This is a genomic window from Sphingomonas sp. A2-49, from assembly GCF_025548555.1.
Taxonomy (GTDB): Bacteria; Pseudomonadota; Alphaproteobacteria; order Sphingomonadales; family Sphingomonadaceae; genus Sphingomonas.
Genome location: NZ_JAJLPA010000035.1, coordinates 1 through 16,803, shown reverse-complemented (window position 1 = coordinate 16,803; position 16,803 = coordinate 1). Strand labels below are relative to the sequence as shown.

At 69.5% G+C, this 16,803-nt stretch carries 19 protein-coding genes; 11 read left to right on the top strand and 8 right to left on the bottom strand.

Annotated elements, in window-relative coordinates:
* The 3 genes from cyoC to LPN01_RS18165 are packed head-to-tail and all read left to right on the top strand — an operon-like array spanning window position 1 to window position 1,749.
* Window positions 1-630 (top strand): cytochrome o ubiquinol oxidase subunit III, encoded by a 630-nt coding sequence (gene cyoC / locus LPN01_RS18175; protein ID WP_262829826.1) that lies wholly within the window; start codon window positions 1-3, stop codon window positions 628-630.
* Window positions 627-1,049, top strand: a complete 423-nt coding sequence (gene cyoD / locus LPN01_RS18170) for a cytochrome o ubiquinol oxidase subunit IV (RefSeq protein WP_262829825.1) — start codon at window positions 627-629, stop codon at window positions 1,047-1,049. The genes cyoC and cyoD overlap by 4 nt, the downstream gene beginning before the upstream one ends.
* A gap of 25 nt (window positions 1,050-1,074) precedes the next feature.
* A complete protein-coding gene (locus LPN01_RS18165) occupies window positions 1,075-1,749 on the top strand; it encodes an SURF1 family protein (protein WP_262829824.1) in 675 nt (224 codons plus the stop codon).
* Between the two features lie 9 nt (window positions 1,750-1,758).
* On the opposite strand, the gene LPN01_RS18160 is transcribed toward LPN01_RS18165, so the two are convergent.
* Window positions 1,759-1,935 carry a DUF4169 family protein gene (locus LPN01_RS18160; RefSeq protein WP_262829823.1) on the bottom strand — a complete coding sequence of 59 codons (177 nt, stop codon included), beginning with the start codon at window positions 1,933-1,935 and terminating at the stop codon, window positions 1,759-1,761.
* 84 nt (window positions 1,936-2,019) lie between these two features.
* Here LPN01_RS18160 and LPN01_RS18155 point away from each other — a divergent pair, with 84 nt between their 5' ends.
* On the top strand, window positions 2,020-2,793 hold the full coding sequence (locus LPN01_RS18155; RefSeq protein WP_262829822.1) for an exodeoxyribonuclease III: 774 nt from the start codon (window positions 2,020-2,022) through the stop codon (window positions 2,791-2,793).
* Here the strand turns inward: LPN01_RS18155 and LPN01_RS18150 are convergent.
* Window positions 2,760-3,323 (bottom strand): transcriptional regulator, encoded by a 564-nt coding sequence (locus LPN01_RS18150; protein WP_262829821.1) that lies wholly within the window; start codon window positions 3,321-3,323, stop codon window positions 2,760-2,762. The genes LPN01_RS18155 and LPN01_RS18150 overlap by 34 nt on opposite strands.
* Window positions 3,324-3,336: 13 nt before the next feature.
* Window positions 3,337-4,452: a GNAT family N-acetyltransferase gene (locus LPN01_RS18145; protein ID WP_262829820.1), complete on the bottom strand. Its 1,116-nt coding sequence runs from the start codon at window positions 4,450-4,452 to the stop codon at window positions 3,337-3,339.
* Window positions 4,453-4,563: 111 nt separating this feature from the next.
* Here LPN01_RS18145 and LPN01_RS18140 point away from each other — a divergent pair, with 111 nt between their 5' ends.
* Entirely contained in the window at window positions 4,564-5,013 is a 450-nt protein-coding gene (locus tag LPN01_RS18140) for a DUF2721 domain-containing protein (protein ID WP_262829819.1), read from the top strand.
* Complete coding sequence (locus tag LPN01_RS18135) at window positions 5,010-5,417, top strand: DUF4345 domain-containing protein (RefSeq protein WP_262829818.1); 408 nt, start codon at window positions 5,010-5,012, stop codon at window positions 5,415-5,417. The genes LPN01_RS18140 and LPN01_RS18135 overlap by 4 nt, the downstream gene beginning before the upstream one ends.
* A gap of 41 nt (window positions 5,418-5,458) precedes the next feature.
* Here the strand turns inward: LPN01_RS18135 and LPN01_RS18130 are convergent, their stop codons facing one another.
* Window positions 5,459-7,051: an amidase gene (locus tag LPN01_RS18130; protein WP_262829817.1), complete on the bottom strand. Its 1,593-nt coding sequence runs from the start codon at window positions 7,049-7,051 to the stop codon at window positions 5,459-5,461.
* 116 nt (window positions 7,052-7,167) lie between these two features.
* Here LPN01_RS18130 and LPN01_RS18125 point away from each other — a divergent pair, with 116 nt between their 5' ends.
* Window positions 7,168-8,403 carry an MBL fold metallo-hydrolase gene (locus LPN01_RS18125; RefSeq protein ID WP_262829816.1) on the top strand — a complete coding sequence of 412 codons (1,236 nt, stop codon included), beginning with the start codon at window positions 7,168-7,170 and terminating at the stop codon, window positions 8,401-8,403.
* Window positions 8,404-8,416: 13 nt separating this feature from the next.
* Here the strand turns inward: LPN01_RS18125 and LPN01_RS18120 are convergent, their stop codons facing one another.
* Window positions 8,417-9,721, bottom strand: coding sequence for a chloride channel protein (locus LPN01_RS18120; protein WP_262829815.1), 1,305 nt, complete (start codon window positions 9,719-9,721; stop codon window positions 8,417-8,419).
* A gap of 97 nt (window positions 9,722-9,818) precedes the next feature.
* A complete protein-coding gene (locus tag LPN01_RS18115; protein WP_262829814.1) occupies window positions 9,819-10,655 on the bottom strand; it encodes a ferredoxin--NADP reductase in 837 nt (278 codons plus the stop codon).
* Between the two features lie 125 nt (window positions 10,656-10,780).
* Here LPN01_RS18115 and uvrB point away from each other — a divergent pair, with 125 nt between their 5' ends.
* From uvrB to LPN01_RS18100, 3 genes are all read left to right on the top strand, one after another.
* Window positions 10,781-12,976, top strand: coding sequence for an excinuclease ABC subunit UvrB (uvrB, locus tag LPN01_RS18110; protein ID WP_262829813.1), 2,196 nt, complete (start codon window positions 10,781-10,783; stop codon window positions 12,974-12,976).
* Between the two features lie 80 nt (window positions 12,977-13,056).
* On the top strand, window positions 13,057-13,281 hold the full coding sequence (locus LPN01_RS18105) for a type II toxin-antitoxin system RelE/ParE family toxin (RefSeq protein ID WP_262829812.1): 225 nt from the start codon (window positions 13,057-13,059) through the stop codon (window positions 13,279-13,281).
* A 45-nt stretch (window positions 13,282-13,326) separates the two neighbouring features.
* A complete protein-coding gene (locus LPN01_RS18100; protein ID WP_262829811.1) occupies window positions 13,327-13,632 on the top strand; it encodes a HigA family addiction module antitoxin in 306 nt (101 codons plus the stop codon).
* On the opposite strand, the gene LPN01_RS18095 is transcribed toward LPN01_RS18100, so the two are convergent.
* Window positions 13,629-14,009 (bottom strand): PRC-barrel domain-containing protein, encoded by a 381-nt coding sequence (locus LPN01_RS18095; RefSeq protein WP_262829810.1) that lies wholly within the window; start codon window positions 14,007-14,009, stop codon window positions 13,629-13,631. The two genes, LPN01_RS18100 and LPN01_RS18095, sit on opposite strands and share 4 nt — an antisense overlap.
* A gap of 101 nt (window positions 14,010-14,110) precedes the next feature.
* Here LPN01_RS18095 and LPN01_RS18090 point away from each other — a divergent pair, with 101 nt between their 5' ends.
* The gene (locus LPN01_RS18090) at window positions 14,111-14,623 is read left to right on the top strand and encodes a hypothetical protein (RefSeq protein ID WP_262829809.1); all 513 of its coding nucleotides are present in this window, start codon (window positions 14,111-14,113) and stop codon (window positions 14,621-14,623) included.
* 668 nt (window positions 14,624-15,291) lie between these two features.
* Here LPN01_RS18090 and LPN01_RS18085 read toward each other — a convergent pair.
* Window positions 15,292-16,800, bottom strand: a complete 1,509-nt coding sequence (locus LPN01_RS18085; protein ID WP_262829843.1) for a fumarate hydratase — start codon at window positions 16,798-16,800, stop codon at window positions 15,292-15,294.
* Window positions 16,801-16,803 lie beyond the last annotated feature (3 nt).

The following is a 16,803-nucleotide window of genomic DNA, read 5'->3' as shown; positions in this document are numbered from 1 at the left end:
ATGAGCGAAGCGACCATTCCCCCGGGCACGCAGGCCCCGGTCTTCTACGAGACCGACGAACATCATCACGACGCCGGCGGCAGCACGATGCTGGGCTTCTGGCTGTACCTGATGAGCGACTGCCTGATCTTCGCCATGCTGTTCGCGGCCTATGGCGTGTTCGGCGGCGCCTATGCCGGCGGACCGCAGCCGCACGAGATCTTCGAGCTGCCGCTGGTGGCGCTCAACACCTCGATGCTGCTGCTGTCGTCGATCACCTACGGCTTCGCGATGCTGGCGATGAACGACGGCAAGGTCCGCGCCGTGCAGGGCTGGCTGGCGGTCACCGGACTGTTCGGCCTCGCCTTCCTGTGCATCGAGCTGTACGAATTCGCCAACCTGATCCACGAGGGCGCCGGGCCGCAGCGCAGCGCCTTCCTGTCGGCGTTCTTCACGCTGGTCGGCACGCACGGACTGCACGTCACCTTCGGCCTGATCTGGCTGGTGACGCTGATGGTACAGGTCGGCCGCAAGGGGCTGATCGCCGCCAACCAGCGGCGGCTGCAATGCCTGTCGCTGTTCTGGCACTTCCTCGACGTGATCTGGATCGGCGTCTTCACCTTCGTCTACCTGCTGGGAGTGCTGCGATGAACGCGGACAGGGCACACGGCCATTCGGCCGATGGAGCACACGGCCCCTCGCCCGACGGGGCACACGGCCACGGCCATTCGACCGAGGGCGCGCACGGCACCCGCCGCGACTATGTGACCGGTTTCGTGCTGTCGGTGATCCTCACCGCCATCCCCTTCGGGCTGGTGATGAGCGGGATCATCACCGACACGCGGATCACCGCCGGGATCGTCATGGTCTTCGCGCTGGTCCAGATCGTCGTCCACATGGTCTATTTCCTCCACATGAATTCGAAGTCGGAGAACGGCTGGACGCTGATGGCGCTGATCTTCACGATCATCGTGGTCACCATCTGCCTCGCCGGATCGCTGTGGGTGATGTTCCACATGAACGCCAACATGATGCCGGGCATGGCGTCCGGAGACATGGGCGCGATGTGATGGCCGCGCCGCGCCGGATCGCCTCGTGACCCGGCGCGGCGTCGTCGCGGCGCTGCTGCTCGCGACGATCGTGCTGCTCGTCGGGCTCGGCGTGTGGCAGGTGCAGCGGCGGACGTGGAAGCTGGCGCTGATCGCGCAGACCGAGCGCAAGCTGCACCAGCCGCCCGTCCCCGTCCCCGGCCCGCCTGGATGGCGCGCGATCGGGCCCGCCGCCGCCTATACCCCCGTCCTCGCCAGCGGCCGCTACCGGCAGCGCGCCGACACCTATGTCCAGGCGGTGACCGAACTCGGCGGCGGATATTGGATGCTGACCCCGTTCGACACCGACCGCGGCTTCGCGCTGCTGGTCAACCGCGGCTTCGTACCCGCCGAGCGGCGCGGACGGGTGGCGCCCTCTACCGGGCGACAGACGATCCGCGGGCTGCTGCGCGTCACCGAACCGGGCGGCGGCTTCCTGCGCCGCAACGATCCGGCGGGCGACCGCTGGTATTCGCGCGACGTCGCCGCCATCGCCGCAGCCCGGCGGCTCGGCACGATCGCTCCCTATTTCGTCGATGCGAGCGAACCGAAAGCCGGCTGGCCGCGCGGCGGGCTGACGGTGATCCGCTTCCGCAACAGCCACGCGGTCTATGCGCTGACCTGGTTCGGGCTCGCCGCGCTGGTCGCGTTCATGGCGTGGCGGGTGCGCCGCAGCGTCTGACGGCGCCGCTCACTCCTCGCGCCGGGCACCGTCGAGCGTCCGCTCGATCGCGGCGCGGGCCTGCTCATCGGCGGCGCGCTCCGCCCCGGTGCGTCCGAACTTCGCGCGATTCGCCGCCGCGGTCGTATCCGCGACGGTGCGTGCCCGTGCCTTGCGCGCGTGGCGCAGGTTGATGATCTCGGCCATGCCCATCCCTATCATTCCATACCCGCGCCGGGGAAGAGGGCACCCGACCGGAACGCGCCGTCGTCGTCGTGCGCTTGATCCGGCGTGAAGATCGCGACCTACAACGTCAACGGCATCAACGGCCGGCTGCCGGTGCTGCTGCGCTGGCTGGCCGAGGCGCGCCCGGACGTCGTCGCGCTACAGGAGCTGAAGGCGCCCGATACGAAATTCCCGCGCCTCGCCCTTGCCGACGCGGGCTATGAGGCGATCTGGCACGGCCAGTCGCGCTGGAACGGCGTCGCGCTGCTCAGCCGCATCGGCGCGCCGGTGGAGACGCGCCGCGGCCTGCCCGGCGATCCCGATCCCGCCCAGAGCCGCTATCTCGAGGCGGCGATCGGCGGCGTGCTGTTCGGTGCCCTCTATCTGCCCAACGGCAACCCGCGGCCGGGGCCGAAGTTCGAATACAAGCTGCGCTGGTTCGACGCGCTGGCCGCGCATGCCGCGACGCTGGTCGCCAGCGGCGCGCCGGTGGTGCTGCTGGGCGATTTCAACGTCATGCCGACCCCGCGCGACGTCTACAAACCCGAACGCTGGGGCGAGGACGCACTGTTCGTCCCCGCGGTGCGCGACGCCTTCGCACGGCTGGTCGCACAGGGGTGGACCGATGCGGTCCGGCATCTCCACCCCGATGCCACGATCTACACCTTCTGGGAGTATTTCCGGAACGCCTATGCGCGCGATGCGGGCCTGCGCATCGACCATCTGCTGCTCAGCCCGTCGATCGCGCCGCGGCTGATCGCCGCGGGGGTCGACCGCGCGGTGCGCGGCTGGGACTGCAGCAGCGATCACGCGCCGGTCTGGATCGCCCTGTCCGCCTGATCCTGCGCCGCGTCGCGGACGGTACGCCAGCGGGACCATTCCTCGCGCGCATCGGCCAGCGCGCGGTGCGCGGGCATGTCGCGGTCGCGCACCTCCGCGAGCGCGACGACGTCCGCGACGGCGATGCCGAGCCGCTCCGCCGGTACCGCCGGGCGCAGGATCGCGGTCGCGGTTTCGCGCTGCGCCTCCTCGGTATCGCGCAGGCGCAGGGCATGGCGCGGCAGTTTGGCGGCACGCAGCAGCGCGCTCAGCCATTTGCCGTCCCACGAGGGCGCGCTGGCGAACAGCGCGTGCCCGGTCAGCACCTTGACCATCCGCTTGGCGACCACATCGTGCGGCGTGCCTTCGCGCTCGATCAGCGCGCGGGGGATGTGGTGGATCGCTTCCGCCGCCTCGTCCCAGTCGGACCATTGCAGCGGCGGGCGGATCAGGTGGCTTTCCTCGCGCCCGTCCTCGAACACCCAGGCGACCTCGATCGGATAGCTTTTCTTGGCGAGCGACGAGGCTTCGAAATCGAGGAACACCAGCATGATGCCCCGATGCCTAGGCGCTGTCGGCGGGGTCCGTCCAGCGCGGGTTTCCGGACCGCCGCCACCAGCCCCGCATCAGTCCCCCGGCCCGCGCCGGGAGGCCGGGGCGCAGCAGCAGCCAGTCGCGGATCGCCGGTCCGCGCCGTGCGCCGATGACCTGTTTGTAGCCGCTGTCGCCCGCCCCCCAGTCGACGCGCGCCACGCCGCGCGCCAATGCCGCCGACAGGTGCCGATAGCCGAGCAGCTTGCCCGGCGAATGCCTGGCGAACGCGGCGTCATAGCTGTTGGCGATCGCATAGCGCAGGTCGCCCGCCTCCAGATCGAAGGCGAAGGCGGCGGGCACCGCGTCGATCGTCAGCATCGCGCCGTGCATCATCGCGGCGATCGCCGGATCGGCGGCGGCCGCGCGCCAGAAGGCGCCATGGCCGCCGGCGGTGAATTTCGCATCCGACCCGTCGGTGCGCGTCGCGATCCAGCTCGCCGTCTCGATCCGCGCGAAGCCGTCGAAGGCCGCCGGCCAGTCACCCGCGCCGAGGATGTGCCAGCCGGGTGCGCCATGCGCCGCGAGATGCCGTTCGTGAGAGCGGTTCTTGCGCAGCGTCGACCCGCGCGGCCAGTCCCCCGCAGCACGCAACGCCGCCATGTCGAGCAGCCAGCTGTCGGCGACGAACCGGTCGATCGTCGCCCAGCCGGCGGCGCGCGCCGCCGTCAGCAGCGGCGCCAGCGCGGCATCGTCGTCGTACACCGGGCCGATCCGCACGCCGTTGACCGCCCGCGCCAGCGTCGCCAGCGCCGCCCGCAACGCCGGCTCCCCCGCGCCCAGCGCCAGCGGAAAGCTGCGGAACGGCCAATAGCATCCCGGAACGCTCGCCATCCGCAGCCAGCGCGGCCCCAGCCCGACCAGCGGCATCGCCAGCGTCGGGACGCCGTCCTCCTCGACCACCAGCGTGCGCGCCTGCCCGCCATAAGCGGCGAGCGCGGCGGCATACCAGCCGAAGCGCAGGAAGCCGTGGCCCGGCGCCGCCTGCGCCGCGACCGCATCGATCGCCGTCGCCAGCCCCTCGGACAGCGACGCGCGCGCCACCGGCGGCAGCCGCACGAAGTCGTCGAGGAACATCGGCCTGGTCACGCCGCCGGCGATAGCCGCGATCCGTTACCAAGCGGTGCAGGCTTCCACGCCCTCGCCGCCCGCCGGCGCTGCACCCTTCCGTCCGCGGTGAACCGACCTATGATACGCCGCATGCCGACGTTCTTTCAGGTTTCGACGATCGCCCAGACGATCCAGCTGTCGCTCGCGCCGGTGTTCATGCTGGCGGCGATCGGACAGATCCTCAACGTCCTCGCCGGACGGCTGGCGCGGGTGATCGACCGCGCGCGGGTGCTGGAGGATCGCGTGCTCGCCAGCGACGGCGACGACCGGAAACGCCATATCCGCGAATTGCGCCTGCTCGATGCGCGCATGTCGATCATCAACGGCGCGCTGTTCCTCGCCGTGTCCAGCGCGGTGATGGCTTGCATCGTGATCGCTTTGCTGTTCGTCGGCAACATCGCGAAGTTCCATATCGGCACCTGGATCGCGCTGGCGTTCATCGTCGCGGTCGCGCTGCTGATCTGCTGCCTGTCGGCCTTCATGTGGGAGGTGCGCGTGTCGCTGCGCGCGATCCATGTGCGCAAGGAGATCCTGTCGTGACGCCGCGCGGCGAACGCCGGCTGTTGCAGGCGGTGGTGGCGCTCGCCTGCCTCGTCCCGCTCGGCATCGGCGGCCAGGGCGTGCTGCACGGCCCCGGCTTCCTCGGCCGCCCGCCGGTGATCCCGACCGATCTCGACAGCCACTTCCGCTACCTGTCCGGCATCTTCCTCGCGGTCGGCGTCGCGTTCGCGAGTTGCATCGGCCGGATCGAGGCGCGGGGCGAACGGTTCCGACTGCTCGGCACGCTGGTGATGGCGGGCGGATGCGCCCGCCTCGTATCGCTCGCCAACGTCGGCGCGCCGTCCGCCGGGCATCTCGCCGGCCTCGCGATGGAACTGGGCGGGATGCCGCTGCTGATGCTGTGGCAGGCGCGGCTGGCGCGGCGCTGGCGGCGGCGCGGCTGACGCGGCGCTGGCGGCGGCGCGGCTGACGCGGGGGTCGCCCGCTACCGGCCCGACAGCCCCTCCCCCACGTCCGCCTGCGCCAGATAGCGCGGTGCCGTCCGCGCCTTCGCGCGCTGTTCGTAGGCATAGCCCGCGCCCAGCACCGTCGCTTCGCCCCCCCGCGTCGCGATGAACGACAGTCCGACCGGCAGGCCCTTCACCAGGCCCATCGGCACGGTCAGGTTGGGATAGCCGGCGATCGCAGGCAGTTCGGACGACGACGGGCCGCCATATTGGTCGCCGTAGACTGGGTCGCTCAGCCACGCGCCGGCATAGGTCGGCTCGACCAGCACCTGCGCGCCGGCGCTGCGCAGCATGCCGTCGATCGCCTCGCTCGCCTGACGCAGCGACGTCGCCCGCGCGGTCCTGTAGGCCGGGTCGGCAAGCCCCTTCGTCTTCGCGGCCTCTTCGAAGATCTCCTGCTGGAAGAAGGGCATTTCGGTCGTCGCCTGCGCGCGGTTGAAGGCGATCAGCTGGTCGAGCGTCCGTGCCGTCACCGCGGGCGGCGTCGTCGCCAGATAGGCGTCGAGGTCCGATTTCAGCTCGGTCTTGAGCACGGTGAATTCGGCGTCGCCGATGCCGTCGGGCTTGGGCGCCTTCACCTCGACCAGGATCGCGCCCGCGCCCTTCAGCACCGCCAGCGCCGCGTCGAACCGGGCGGCCATGTCCGCCGACAGGCCCTCGGGACGCAGCACGGCGACGCGCATCCCCGACAATGCGCTGACCGACAGGCCGGCGGCATAGTCGCGCGTCACCGCGCCCGCGGTCGCCGGATCGGCGGGATCGGCCGCGACCATGAACTGGAACAGGATCGCGACGTCGCGCACGCTGCGCGCCATCGGCCCCGGCGTGTCCTGCGAATGGCTGATCGGCACGACATGGGTGCGGCTGACCAGCCCGATCGACGGCTTCAGCCCGACGAGCCCGTTGATCGACGACGGGCAGACCACCGAACCGTCGGTCTCCGTTCCCACCGCCGCCGCGGCGAAGCTCGCCGCCACCGCGGCACCCGAACCCGACGAGGACCCGCATGCGGTGCGATCGAGCGCATAGGGGTTGCGCACCAGCCCGCCGACCGCGCTCCAGCCGCTCATCGCATGGGTCGAGCGGATGTTGGCCCATTCGCTGAGGTTGGTCTTGCCCAGGATCACCGCCCCCGCCCGGCGCAGCGCCGCCACCACCGGCGCGTCGCGGCGGGTGACGTTGTCCTTCAACGCGAGGCTGCCCGCGGTCGTCGCCATCGCGTCGGCGGTCTCGATATTGTCCTTGATGAGCACCGGCACGCCGTGCAGCGGGCCGCGGATCCGCCCGGCCCTGCGTTCGGCATCGAGCGCCTTCGCCTGCGCCAGCGCGTCGGGATTGACCGCGATCACACTGCGCAGCGTCGGCCCCCTGCGGTCCATCGCCGCGATCCGGTCGAGATAGGCGCGCGTCACCTCGACGCTGGTCGCCTGTCCCGCGGTCATCATGGCCTGCACGCGTTCCAGCGACACCTCGTCGACCGCCACCTTGCGCGCCAGCGCGGGCGCGATCGGCAACGCCGCAGCGGCCAGCAGAAACCCGATAAAAATCCGACGCATGGAACCCCCTGTCATGTCCGCGCGATGCTACCCCTCCGGCAGCGCAGTGCAAGCCGGGCGCGACGCATTGACCGGCGATCGAACCCCCGGCACATCGCAGCGTTGATCCAGATCAATATCAGAGGACGGCCGTGGCGCGTGCATTGAAGATCATCGGCGGCATCCTCCTCCTGCTGATCGTCGCGCTCGGCCTCGTCGTGACGATCGCGCCGCGCTTCCTCGACCGGATCTATTATCGCGGCGATCGCAGCGACCATTACGACGGCGCGCGCTTCTTCAATCCCGACGGCGATCAGGACACGCTGCGGATGCCGGCCGGCGGTGGCCGTGCCGGCTTCTTCTGGCGCCAGCTGACCGGCGACGACGGTCGCCCCGTCTGGCCAGCGGCGGTGCCCGTCGCGGCGTCGCGCCCCGCGGCGCGGATCATGGGAAACCGCATGGTCGTGACCTGGATCGGCCACGCCAGCGTGCTGATCCAGACGCACGGGCTCAACATCCTCACCGACCCGATCTATGCGGAACGCGCCGGCCCGTTCGGGTTCGGCCCACGGCGCGTCGCGGCGCCGGGCGTCGCGTTCGACGACCTGCCGCGCATCGACCTCGTGCTGGTCAGCCACGATCATTATGACCATCTCGACCAGGCGGCGCTGGGCCGCCTGTGGCAGCGCGATCGGCCCGCCATCGTCACCAGCCTCGGCAACGACAGCGTCATCGGCCAGGTCGGCGCGAAGGCGATGGGGCTGGACTGGGGCGGCAATGCGACGCTGACCGTGCAGGGGCTGGAGGATACCAGCACCGACATCCGCTGCGATCCCGACAGCTGGTGCCCGGGCGACCGCGCGCGCGTGTTCGTGACGCGCAACCACCATTGGGGCAGCCGCTGGTTCACCGATCGCAATCGCGCGCTCTGGTCCAGCTTCGTCGTCGCGCTGCCAGACGGCGGCAACATCTTCTTCGCTGGCGATACCGGATTTGGCGACGGCCTGTGGCCGGCGGAGGCCGCTGCCTATGGCCCGATCCGCTTCGCGATGATCCCGATCGGCGCGTTCCGCTTCGCGCCGGGACAGATGCGATCCGGCAGCCACGTCGGCCCGGCGGAGGCGGTGCTGATCCACCAGCGGCTGGGCGCGGCGCGCTCGATGCCGATCCACTGGGGCACGTTCCGCCTCTCGTACGAAGGCTATCTGACGCCGCCGCGCATGCTCGCCGCGGCGATGCGCTGCACCGGCGGCACCGGCTTCGCGCCCGCGCGGATCGGCGTGCCGTTCGACGTTCCCCCCTATGCCGCGCCGCGAGCGGGCCGGCGGCTGGATCCGGGGGCGATGCTGCGCTGCCTCGATACGCCCGCGGTCCGCGCGCTGCGCTGATCGGTCGGCGTCGCTACGCCTGCCGGAAGGTCTGGGCGAGGCCGTGATACAGCTTTTCGCGGCACACCTGCTGGCTCGCCCAGTCGGCGAGGAACGCGGTCGCGAACATCGGCAGCAGCAGCCCGCGGCTCGCGGTCGTTTCCGACAGGATGATGACCGCGGTCAGCGGCGCACGCACGACGCCGGCGAAATAGGCGACCATGCCGAGGATCACGACCGCCGCCGCCGGATCGCCCGGGAACAGCGCGCGCAACAGGTTGCCGACGCCCGCACCGACGGCGAGGCTGGGCGCGAAGATGCCGCCCGGCAGTCCGGCCACCGCCGTGGCGAGCGTCGCCAGCGCTTTTGCCGGCCCGAACCACAGCGGCGCATCCACGCCGACGATCATCGCCCGGGCCGAGGCATAGCCGGTGCCCCAGGTAAGGCCCGAGGTCGCGATGCCGAGCACCGCCACCACCAGGCCGCACAGCCCGGCGAACACCAGCGGATGCGCCTTCGTCCACAGCGTCACGCGACGGCGCCCGCTCGCCAGCCCCAGCACGAGGCGCGAGAAGGCGCCGCCGAACGCGCCGCCCGCGATTCCCGCGACCGGCACCACCACCAGCGCGCTCGCGGTCGACAGATGCGCGCCGATCGCACCGAAATAGATGTAGTCGCCCGCCAGGCTCTGCGCGACCATGCCGGCGATGACGATCGACGACAGCACCAGCAACGTCACCTTCTGCTCATAGGCGGCGGCCAGTTCCTCGATCGCGAACAGCACGCCCGCCAGCGGCGTGTTGAACGCCGCCGCGACGCCCGCCGCACCGCCAGCGATCACCACCGCGCCCTGTAACGGCACGCGCAGCAGGCGGTGGCTGACGCCCATCACCGCCGCCGCGATCTGGACCGTCGGCCCCTCGCGCCCGACGCTCGCCCCGCACAGGATCGCGCCCATCGTCAGCACGACCTTGCCGATCACCGTCTTCACCGCGATCAGGCCGCCGGTCGCCGCCTGCGGATCGGGGCGCGCGGCCATCACCTGCGGAATGCCGGAGCCGCGCGCCAGCGGCACGAACGCCCGCGTCACCCAGACGAGCGCGACGAAGCCCAGCGGCGTCGTCAGCAGCGGCAGCCAGTGCCAGCGCCGTGCATAGCCGCCGAACAGCAGTCCCGTGGCATCCGATGCATCGGCGAACAGGACGGCGACGATGCCGATCGCCACCGCCCCCATGATGACCGCGATCCGCCGCCGGAACCGCACGCTGGTCGGCCCGCGCGATCGCAGCAGCGCGCGAAGGCGGTGCGGGGTCCACGGGCGGGTGCGGCGATCGGGCATGACGGTGCCCTAGCCCAAGGGGCGGGCGGCCGAAACCGTCAGGGGCGCAAATGTCGCCCCGCGTCAGTCCTTCGCCGCGCGCACCATGACGGGGCCTTCAGTCGACGAACGCGCGCTCGATCACGTAGGTGCCGGCCTTGGCGTTCGACCCTTCCTCGAACCCGATCCCGTCCAGCATCGCCGCGGTTTCGCGGATCATCGCCATCGATCCGCACAGCATGATGCGGTCGGTTTCGGGGTCCAGCTTCTTCGCGCCCTGCACCGGGTCGCCGAACAGCGCCGCGCTCTCGATCAGGTCGCCGATCCGCCCGGTGGTGCGGAACGGTTCGCGGGTGACGGTCGGGATATAGTGGAACTGCGCCTGCGCCTCGTCCGACACCAGCGGATCGTCGGCCAGCCGCGCCTGCAATTCGTCGTGATAGGCAAGGTCGCTGACCTGCCGCACCGAATGGACTAGGATCACCTGATCGAACATGCTGTAGACGTCGGGGTCGCGCGCCAGGCTGAGGAACGGCGCGAGGCCGGTGCCGGTCGAGAAGAAGAACAGGCGCTTGCCGCCCACCAGCGCATCGGTGACCAGCGTGCCGGTGGGCTTCCTGCCCATATAGACCTCGTCGCCCGGCTGGATCAGCTGGAGCTTCGACGTCAGCGGGCCGTCCTCGACCTTGATCGACAGGAATTCGAGTTCCTCCGCATAATGCGGGCTGGCGATCGAATAGGCGCGCATGATCGGCTTCGCCCCCTCGCCGTCGCCGTCGAGGCCGATCATCACGAATTCGCCCGAGCGGAAGCGGAAGCTGTCGGGCCGTTCGACCGCGAAGCTGAACAGGCGGTCGTTCCAGTGCCGCACCCACAGGACCTTGACGTTCAGGAACGCCTTGGTCTCGGGCAGGGTCCGGGGCGCGCGGCCGGGATCGGATGGGATGTCGGTCATGCGGGTACGGCTTCGGATCGTTTGCGAAGGGGTCGCATTATGGACCCCGCGCGCCAGGGTCAATGGAAGCAAAGCTTTCGCCGGCGTTGCCGATCCTTCGCGCCCGCCCCATATCCGTTCCCGATATGGCCATCCAGATCCGCACCAGCCTCGCCGAGCCCGAAACCGGCGAAAGCTTCGTCCCCCATCGCCCCGCCCGCCCCGACAAGGTCGAGGGCGGCAAGCCGTTCACGCTGGTCAGCGAATACAGCCCCAGCGGCGACCAGCCGACCGCGATCAAGGAGCTCGTCGCCACCGCGCTGGCGGGGGAAAAGGACCAGGTGCTGCTCGGCGTCACCGGCTCGGGCAAGACCTTCACCATGGCCAAGGTGATCGAGGAATTGCAGCGGCCCGCGCTGATCCTCGCCCCCAACAAGATCCTAGCGGCGCAGCTGTATGGCGAGTTCAAGAGCTTCTTCCCGCACAATGCGGTCGAATATTTCGTCAGCTACTACGATTATTACCAGCCCGAGGCGTACGTGCCGCGGTCCGACACCTATATCGAAAAGGAATCGTCGACCAACGAATCGATCGACCGGATGCGCCATTCGGCGACGCGGTCGCTGCTGGAGCGCGACGACGTCATCATCGTCGCCAGCGTGTCGTGCCTGTACGGCATCGGTTCGGTCGAAACCTATTCGGCGATGATCTTCGACCTCAAGAAGGGCGCGACCGTCGACCAGCGCGAGGTCGTCCGCAAGCTGGTCGCCCTGCAATACAAGCGCAACGACGCCGCCTTCGCGCGCGGCAATTTCCGCGTGAAGGGCGACACGCTCGAAATATTTCCGTCGCATTACGAGGACAGCGCCTGGCGGATCAGCTTCTTCGGCGACGATATCGAGGACATCACCGAATTCGATCCGCTGACCGGCAAGAAGGTGGCATCGCTCAACAGCGTGCGCGTCTATGCCAACAGCCATTACGTCACGCCCGGCCCGACGCTGAAACAGGCGGGCGATGCGATCAAGCACGAACTGGCCGAGCGGCTGAAGGAGCTGGTCGCGGAGGGCAAGTTGCTCGAGGCGCAGCGGCTGGAGCAGCGGACCAACTTCGACCTCGAGATGATCGCGGCGACCGGCAGCTGTGCGGGGATCGAGAATTACAGCCGCTTCCTGACCGGCCGCCTGCCTGGCGAACCGCCGCCCACGCTGTTCGAATATCTGCCCGAGAACGCGGTGCTGTTCGTCGACGAAAGCCATCAGACCGTGCCGCAGATCGGCGCGATGGCGCGCGGCGATCACCGGCGCAAGATCACGCTCGCCGAATACGGCTTCCGCCTGCCCTCGTGCATCGACAACCGGCCGCTGCGCTTCAACGAATGGGACGCGATGCGCCCGCAGACGGTCAGCGTGTCGGCGACGCCGGGGAATTGGGAAATGGAGCAGACCGGCGGCGTGTTCGCCGAACAGGTCATCCGCCCCACTGGCCTGATCGACCCGCCGGTCGAGATCAAGCCGGTCGAGGAACAGGTGCAGGACCTGATCCAGGAATGCCACAAGACCACCGCGCTCGGCTATCGCACGTTGGTGACGACGCTGACCAAGCGCATGTCCGAAGACCTGACCGAATATATGCACGAGGCCGGGATCAAGGTCCGCTACATGCATAGCGACGTCGAGACGCTGGAGCGCATCGAGCTGATCCGCGACCTGCGCCTCGGCGTCTACGACGTGCTGATCGGCATCAACCTGCTGCGCGAGGGGCTCGACATTCCCGAATGCGGGCTGGTCGCGATCCTCGATGCGGACAAGGAAGGGTTCCTGCGTTCCGAAACCTCGCTGATCCAGACGATCGGGCGCGCCGCGCGCAACGTCGACGGCCGCGTGATCCTCTACGCCGACCGGATCACCGGATCGATGGAACGCGCGATGAACGAAACCGCGCGCCGGCGGGAAAAGCAGGAGGAATACAATACCCTCCACGGCATCACGCCGACGACGATCCGGCGGAACATCGGCGACATCATCGCCCACGTCAGCCAGGGCGACCAGGTCACGATCCCGATCGACGAGGATCGCCCGCACATGGTCGGCCACAACCTGCGCGCCTATATCGAGGATCTCGAAAAGCGGATGCGCAAGGCCGCCAGCGACCTCGAATTCGAGGAGGCGGGCCGCCTGCGCGACGAGATCCGCCAGCTGGAGAACGAGGAGCTGGGCCTGCCCGTCGACGAACAGAAGGCCCCGATCATGGGGCGCAGCAACGAGGGCAAGCCCGGCACCCGCAAGACCCGCTACGGCAAGGAACAGAAGATGCGGATGGGCGGACGGCGCGGGCGGTAGGTCGCGATAAGCGTCCCCGTCGGACGGCGTTAATCCGGCGGCGAAGATCAGGCGATGGGTGGAGGGGAAGGGACACTGCCATGATCGGCAGCTTCGCTGCCGCCGACACTCGCTCGATCTTCCTCGGCAAACGCGTCCGGCGGCTGCCGCCCGACATTCACGACCCAGCGCGGCGACGATTACGGCAGCTCGGCGCCGCCGAGCGGCTGGACGATATGCGCCAGCCACCCCGCAATCGACTGGAGCAGTTGAAAGGGTTCACACCACCACGATATAGTTTGCGGATCGACGATCAGTGGCGGTGACCTTCCGCTGGTCTGACGGAGGTGCGGACGATGTCCGGATCGAGGATGACCACCGCGGATGAGGAACGGCTGAATAATGTCCATCCGGGCGACATCCTGCGTGAGGACTTCCTGATCGGCTCGGACATCCCAATCGACGAGGTTGCCTCCGGGACCGGTATCGACCCCGATGTGCTGGCGGCGATCGTCGCCAGCACGCTGCATATCGACGCGGCGATCGATGCGCGGCTCACACGATATTTCGGTATGTCGGAGGGATTTTTCCTGCGGCTTCAGAATAGCTATGATCTGGAGGAAGCCGAACGCGCCGAGGGTGACGCGCTCGACCGGATCGTGCCCCGCGCCGCCTAGCCTGCGCTGAGGTTGGTGGTGCTCACCGCGTAATAGCTCGCCACGCGATCGGCATAGGCCTGGTCGAAGACCGGCGCATTGTTGGACCAGCTCGGGCCGCCTTCCAGCATCCGGCGGTCGATCGTCACGACGTACAGGTCGCGCACCGGATCGAACTGCAACAGCTCGAAGGGCAGCGGATAGAAGCTCTTGCCCATGCCGAGGAAGCCGCCGAGGCTCAGCACCGCATGCGTGGTGCGGCCCGATCCCTTGTGGACCATCAGCGCGAAGACCGATCCGACCTGATCGCCGTCGCGGCTTTCCACCTTCGGGGCATGGGCGATGTTCGCCTGCACGAGCAACTGGGTGGCGGTGGTGGTCTGCGGGTCGGTCGACATCGGATACTCCTCTTGTATACGCCGGTGAACCGCCCGGTGGCCGCGCCGGTTCCACGCCGCGGCGGGTTGAGGCGCGCAGGGGCTTACCCCATAAGCCGCTGATGCGCCGTTCCCTTGTCCCTATCCTGTCGCTCGCCATCGGCGCCTGCGTGCCCCAGACCGCCCCGCCAGCGCCGCCGCCGACCCCGGTGCCGGTCGTGCCGGTCGCACCCCCGCCGGTGCCGACCGCATCGTCCGACTGGCGCGACTGGCCGCTTACGCCCGGGGACTGGACCTATCGCGCCGAGCCCGGGGGCAGCGTCGCGCGCTTCGGCGCCGCCGGTGGCGATGCGCTGCTGACGTTGCGCTGCGACCGCGCGACGCGGCGCATCGGCATGACGGTCGCCGGTGGCGGCGCGGCGCCGCTGACGATCCGCACCTCCAGCCTCGTGCGGACCCTGCCGGTGCAGCCCGGCGCTGCCGCAGCGGGGATCACGCTCGCCGCGACCGACGGCCTGCTCGATGCGATCGGGTTCAGCCGGGGGCGCTTCGTGATCGAACGCGGCGGTGCGGCGACATTGGTCGTCCCCGCCTGGGCGGAGATCGAGCGCGTGACGGAGGATTGCCGCGGCTGACGCCCGCAGGCGGCCACGTCCCGCTGCCGGATACGGTTCGCCGATTTCCGCGCATTTCCGGTCTTGCATGTGCCCGCGGACATGCGCACATTGCGGGTGCGGCCGGGGTCCGGTCGCATGGCAATCCACATGCGAAAGGAGGTGATCCGATGTCTCATGGTTCAGCAGTGAGTTCGGTTCGGTTCGTTCGGGGGACCGGCTTCTAACACCCGTTGATGCGCGTCGGGGAGTATCCTCTCCCAATCAACGGCGTGACGAGGGTTACGGAAGTCCCATGGTTTCCCGGGCTGGAGCTCTCCGGCCGCTGACCATGTTTGAAGGGTGTCGGGCTGCCGGGAGGCGTCCGGCGCCCTTCTTTCGTTTCGGGCCCGGCGCGCGAACGCCCGCCCTTGCGCGATCCCGCCCCTTCTGCCCCGGCAGGGGGATGGAGGCCGCGCGGCGCAGCCGGGGGGAGGGGCAGTCACGGGCGATGGTCCTGTTGGGCTGCCCCTCCACCATTCGCCGGCGCGAATGGTCCCCCTCCCCTGCGAATGCAGGGGAGGAACTGGTGGATCGCGCGGTCTCGCTTCCGATCGATACAGAGAGGGGCACCGTTCAACAGCAGCGGCGCGGAGTTGCCGGACCGAACGACGGCCGCGACCCGCGTGACGGCGCGTCGCGCCCTTGCCTCAGGCCGGCGTCAGCAGCCCCTCGCGCGCGATCTTGTCGCGCCAGACCAGCGGCGCGAGCTGGTGGACGTTCCGGCCCTCGCTGTCGACCGCGACGGTCACCGGGAAATCGCTGACCTCGAATTCGTAGATCGCCTCCATGCCCAGGTCCTCGAACCCGACCACCCGGCTGCCCTTGATCGCGCGCGCCACCAGATAGGCCGCGCCGCCGACCGCCATCAGATAGGCGCTCTTGCCCTCGGCGATCGCCCTGGTCGCGTCGGGGCCGCGCTCCGCCTTGCCGACCATCGCCAGCAGGCCCTGGTCCAGCATCATGCGCGTGAACTTGTCCATCCGCGTCGCGGTGGTGGGGCCGGCCGGCCCGACGACCTCCTCCCCGACCGGATCGACCGGGCCGACATAATAGATCACGCGCCCGGCGAAATCGACCGGCAGCGGCTCCCCCTTCGCCAGCATGTCGGCGATGCGCTTGTGCGCGGCATCGCGCCCCGTGAGCATCTTGCCGTTGAGCAGCAGGCGGTCGCCATGCTGCCACGTCGCCACCACCTCGGGCGTCAGCGTGTCGAGGTCGACGCGGATCGCGGCCTCGTCCGGCGTCCAGTTCACCTGCGGCCAGTCGGCGAGCTTCGGCGCCTCGAGATACACCGGCCCCGAGCCGTCGAGCGTGAAATGCGCGTGGCGGGTGGCGGCGCAATTGGGGATCATCGCGACCGGCTTCGACGCGGCATGCGTCGGCCAGTCGAGGATCTTGACGTCGAGCACCGTCGACAGGCCGCCCAGCCCCTGCGCACCGACGCCCAGCGCGTTGACCTTGTCCATCAGCTCGATGCGCAGCGCCTCGATGTCGTTGCGGGGCCCGCGCGCCTTCAGCTGTCCCATGTCGATCGCGCCCATCAGCGATTGCTTGGCGAGCAGCATCGCCTTTTCCGCGGTCCCGCCGATGCCGATGCCCAGCATCCCCGGCGGGCACCAGCCCGCGCCCATCTGGGGGATCATTTCCAGCACCCAGTCGACGATCGAATCGCTGGGGTTCATCATCTTGAACTTCGACTTGTTCTCGGATCCGCCGCCCTTGGCCGCAACGTCGACGGACACCCGCGCCCCCGGCACCATCTCGACGTGGAGCACGCTCGGCGTGTTGTCCTTGGTGTTGCGGCGGGTGAAGGCGGGATCGGCGAGGATCGACGCGCGCAGCTTGTTTTCGGGATGGAGGTAGGCGCGCCGGACCCCCTCGTCGACGACCTCCTGGAGCGACCGGTCGCCGTCCAGCCGGCAATCCTGCCCCCATTTGACGAAGACGGTGACGATCCCGGTGTCCTGGCAGATCGGGCGATGCCCCTCCGCGCACATCCGGCTGTTGGTCAGGATCTGCGCGATCGCGTCCTTCGCCGCCGGTCCCTGCTCCGCCTCGTAAGCCTCTCCCAGCGCGCGGATATAGTCCATCGGGTGATAGTAACTGATGAACTGCAACGCGTCGGCGACGCTCTCGATCAGGTCGGCGGGGCGGATGGT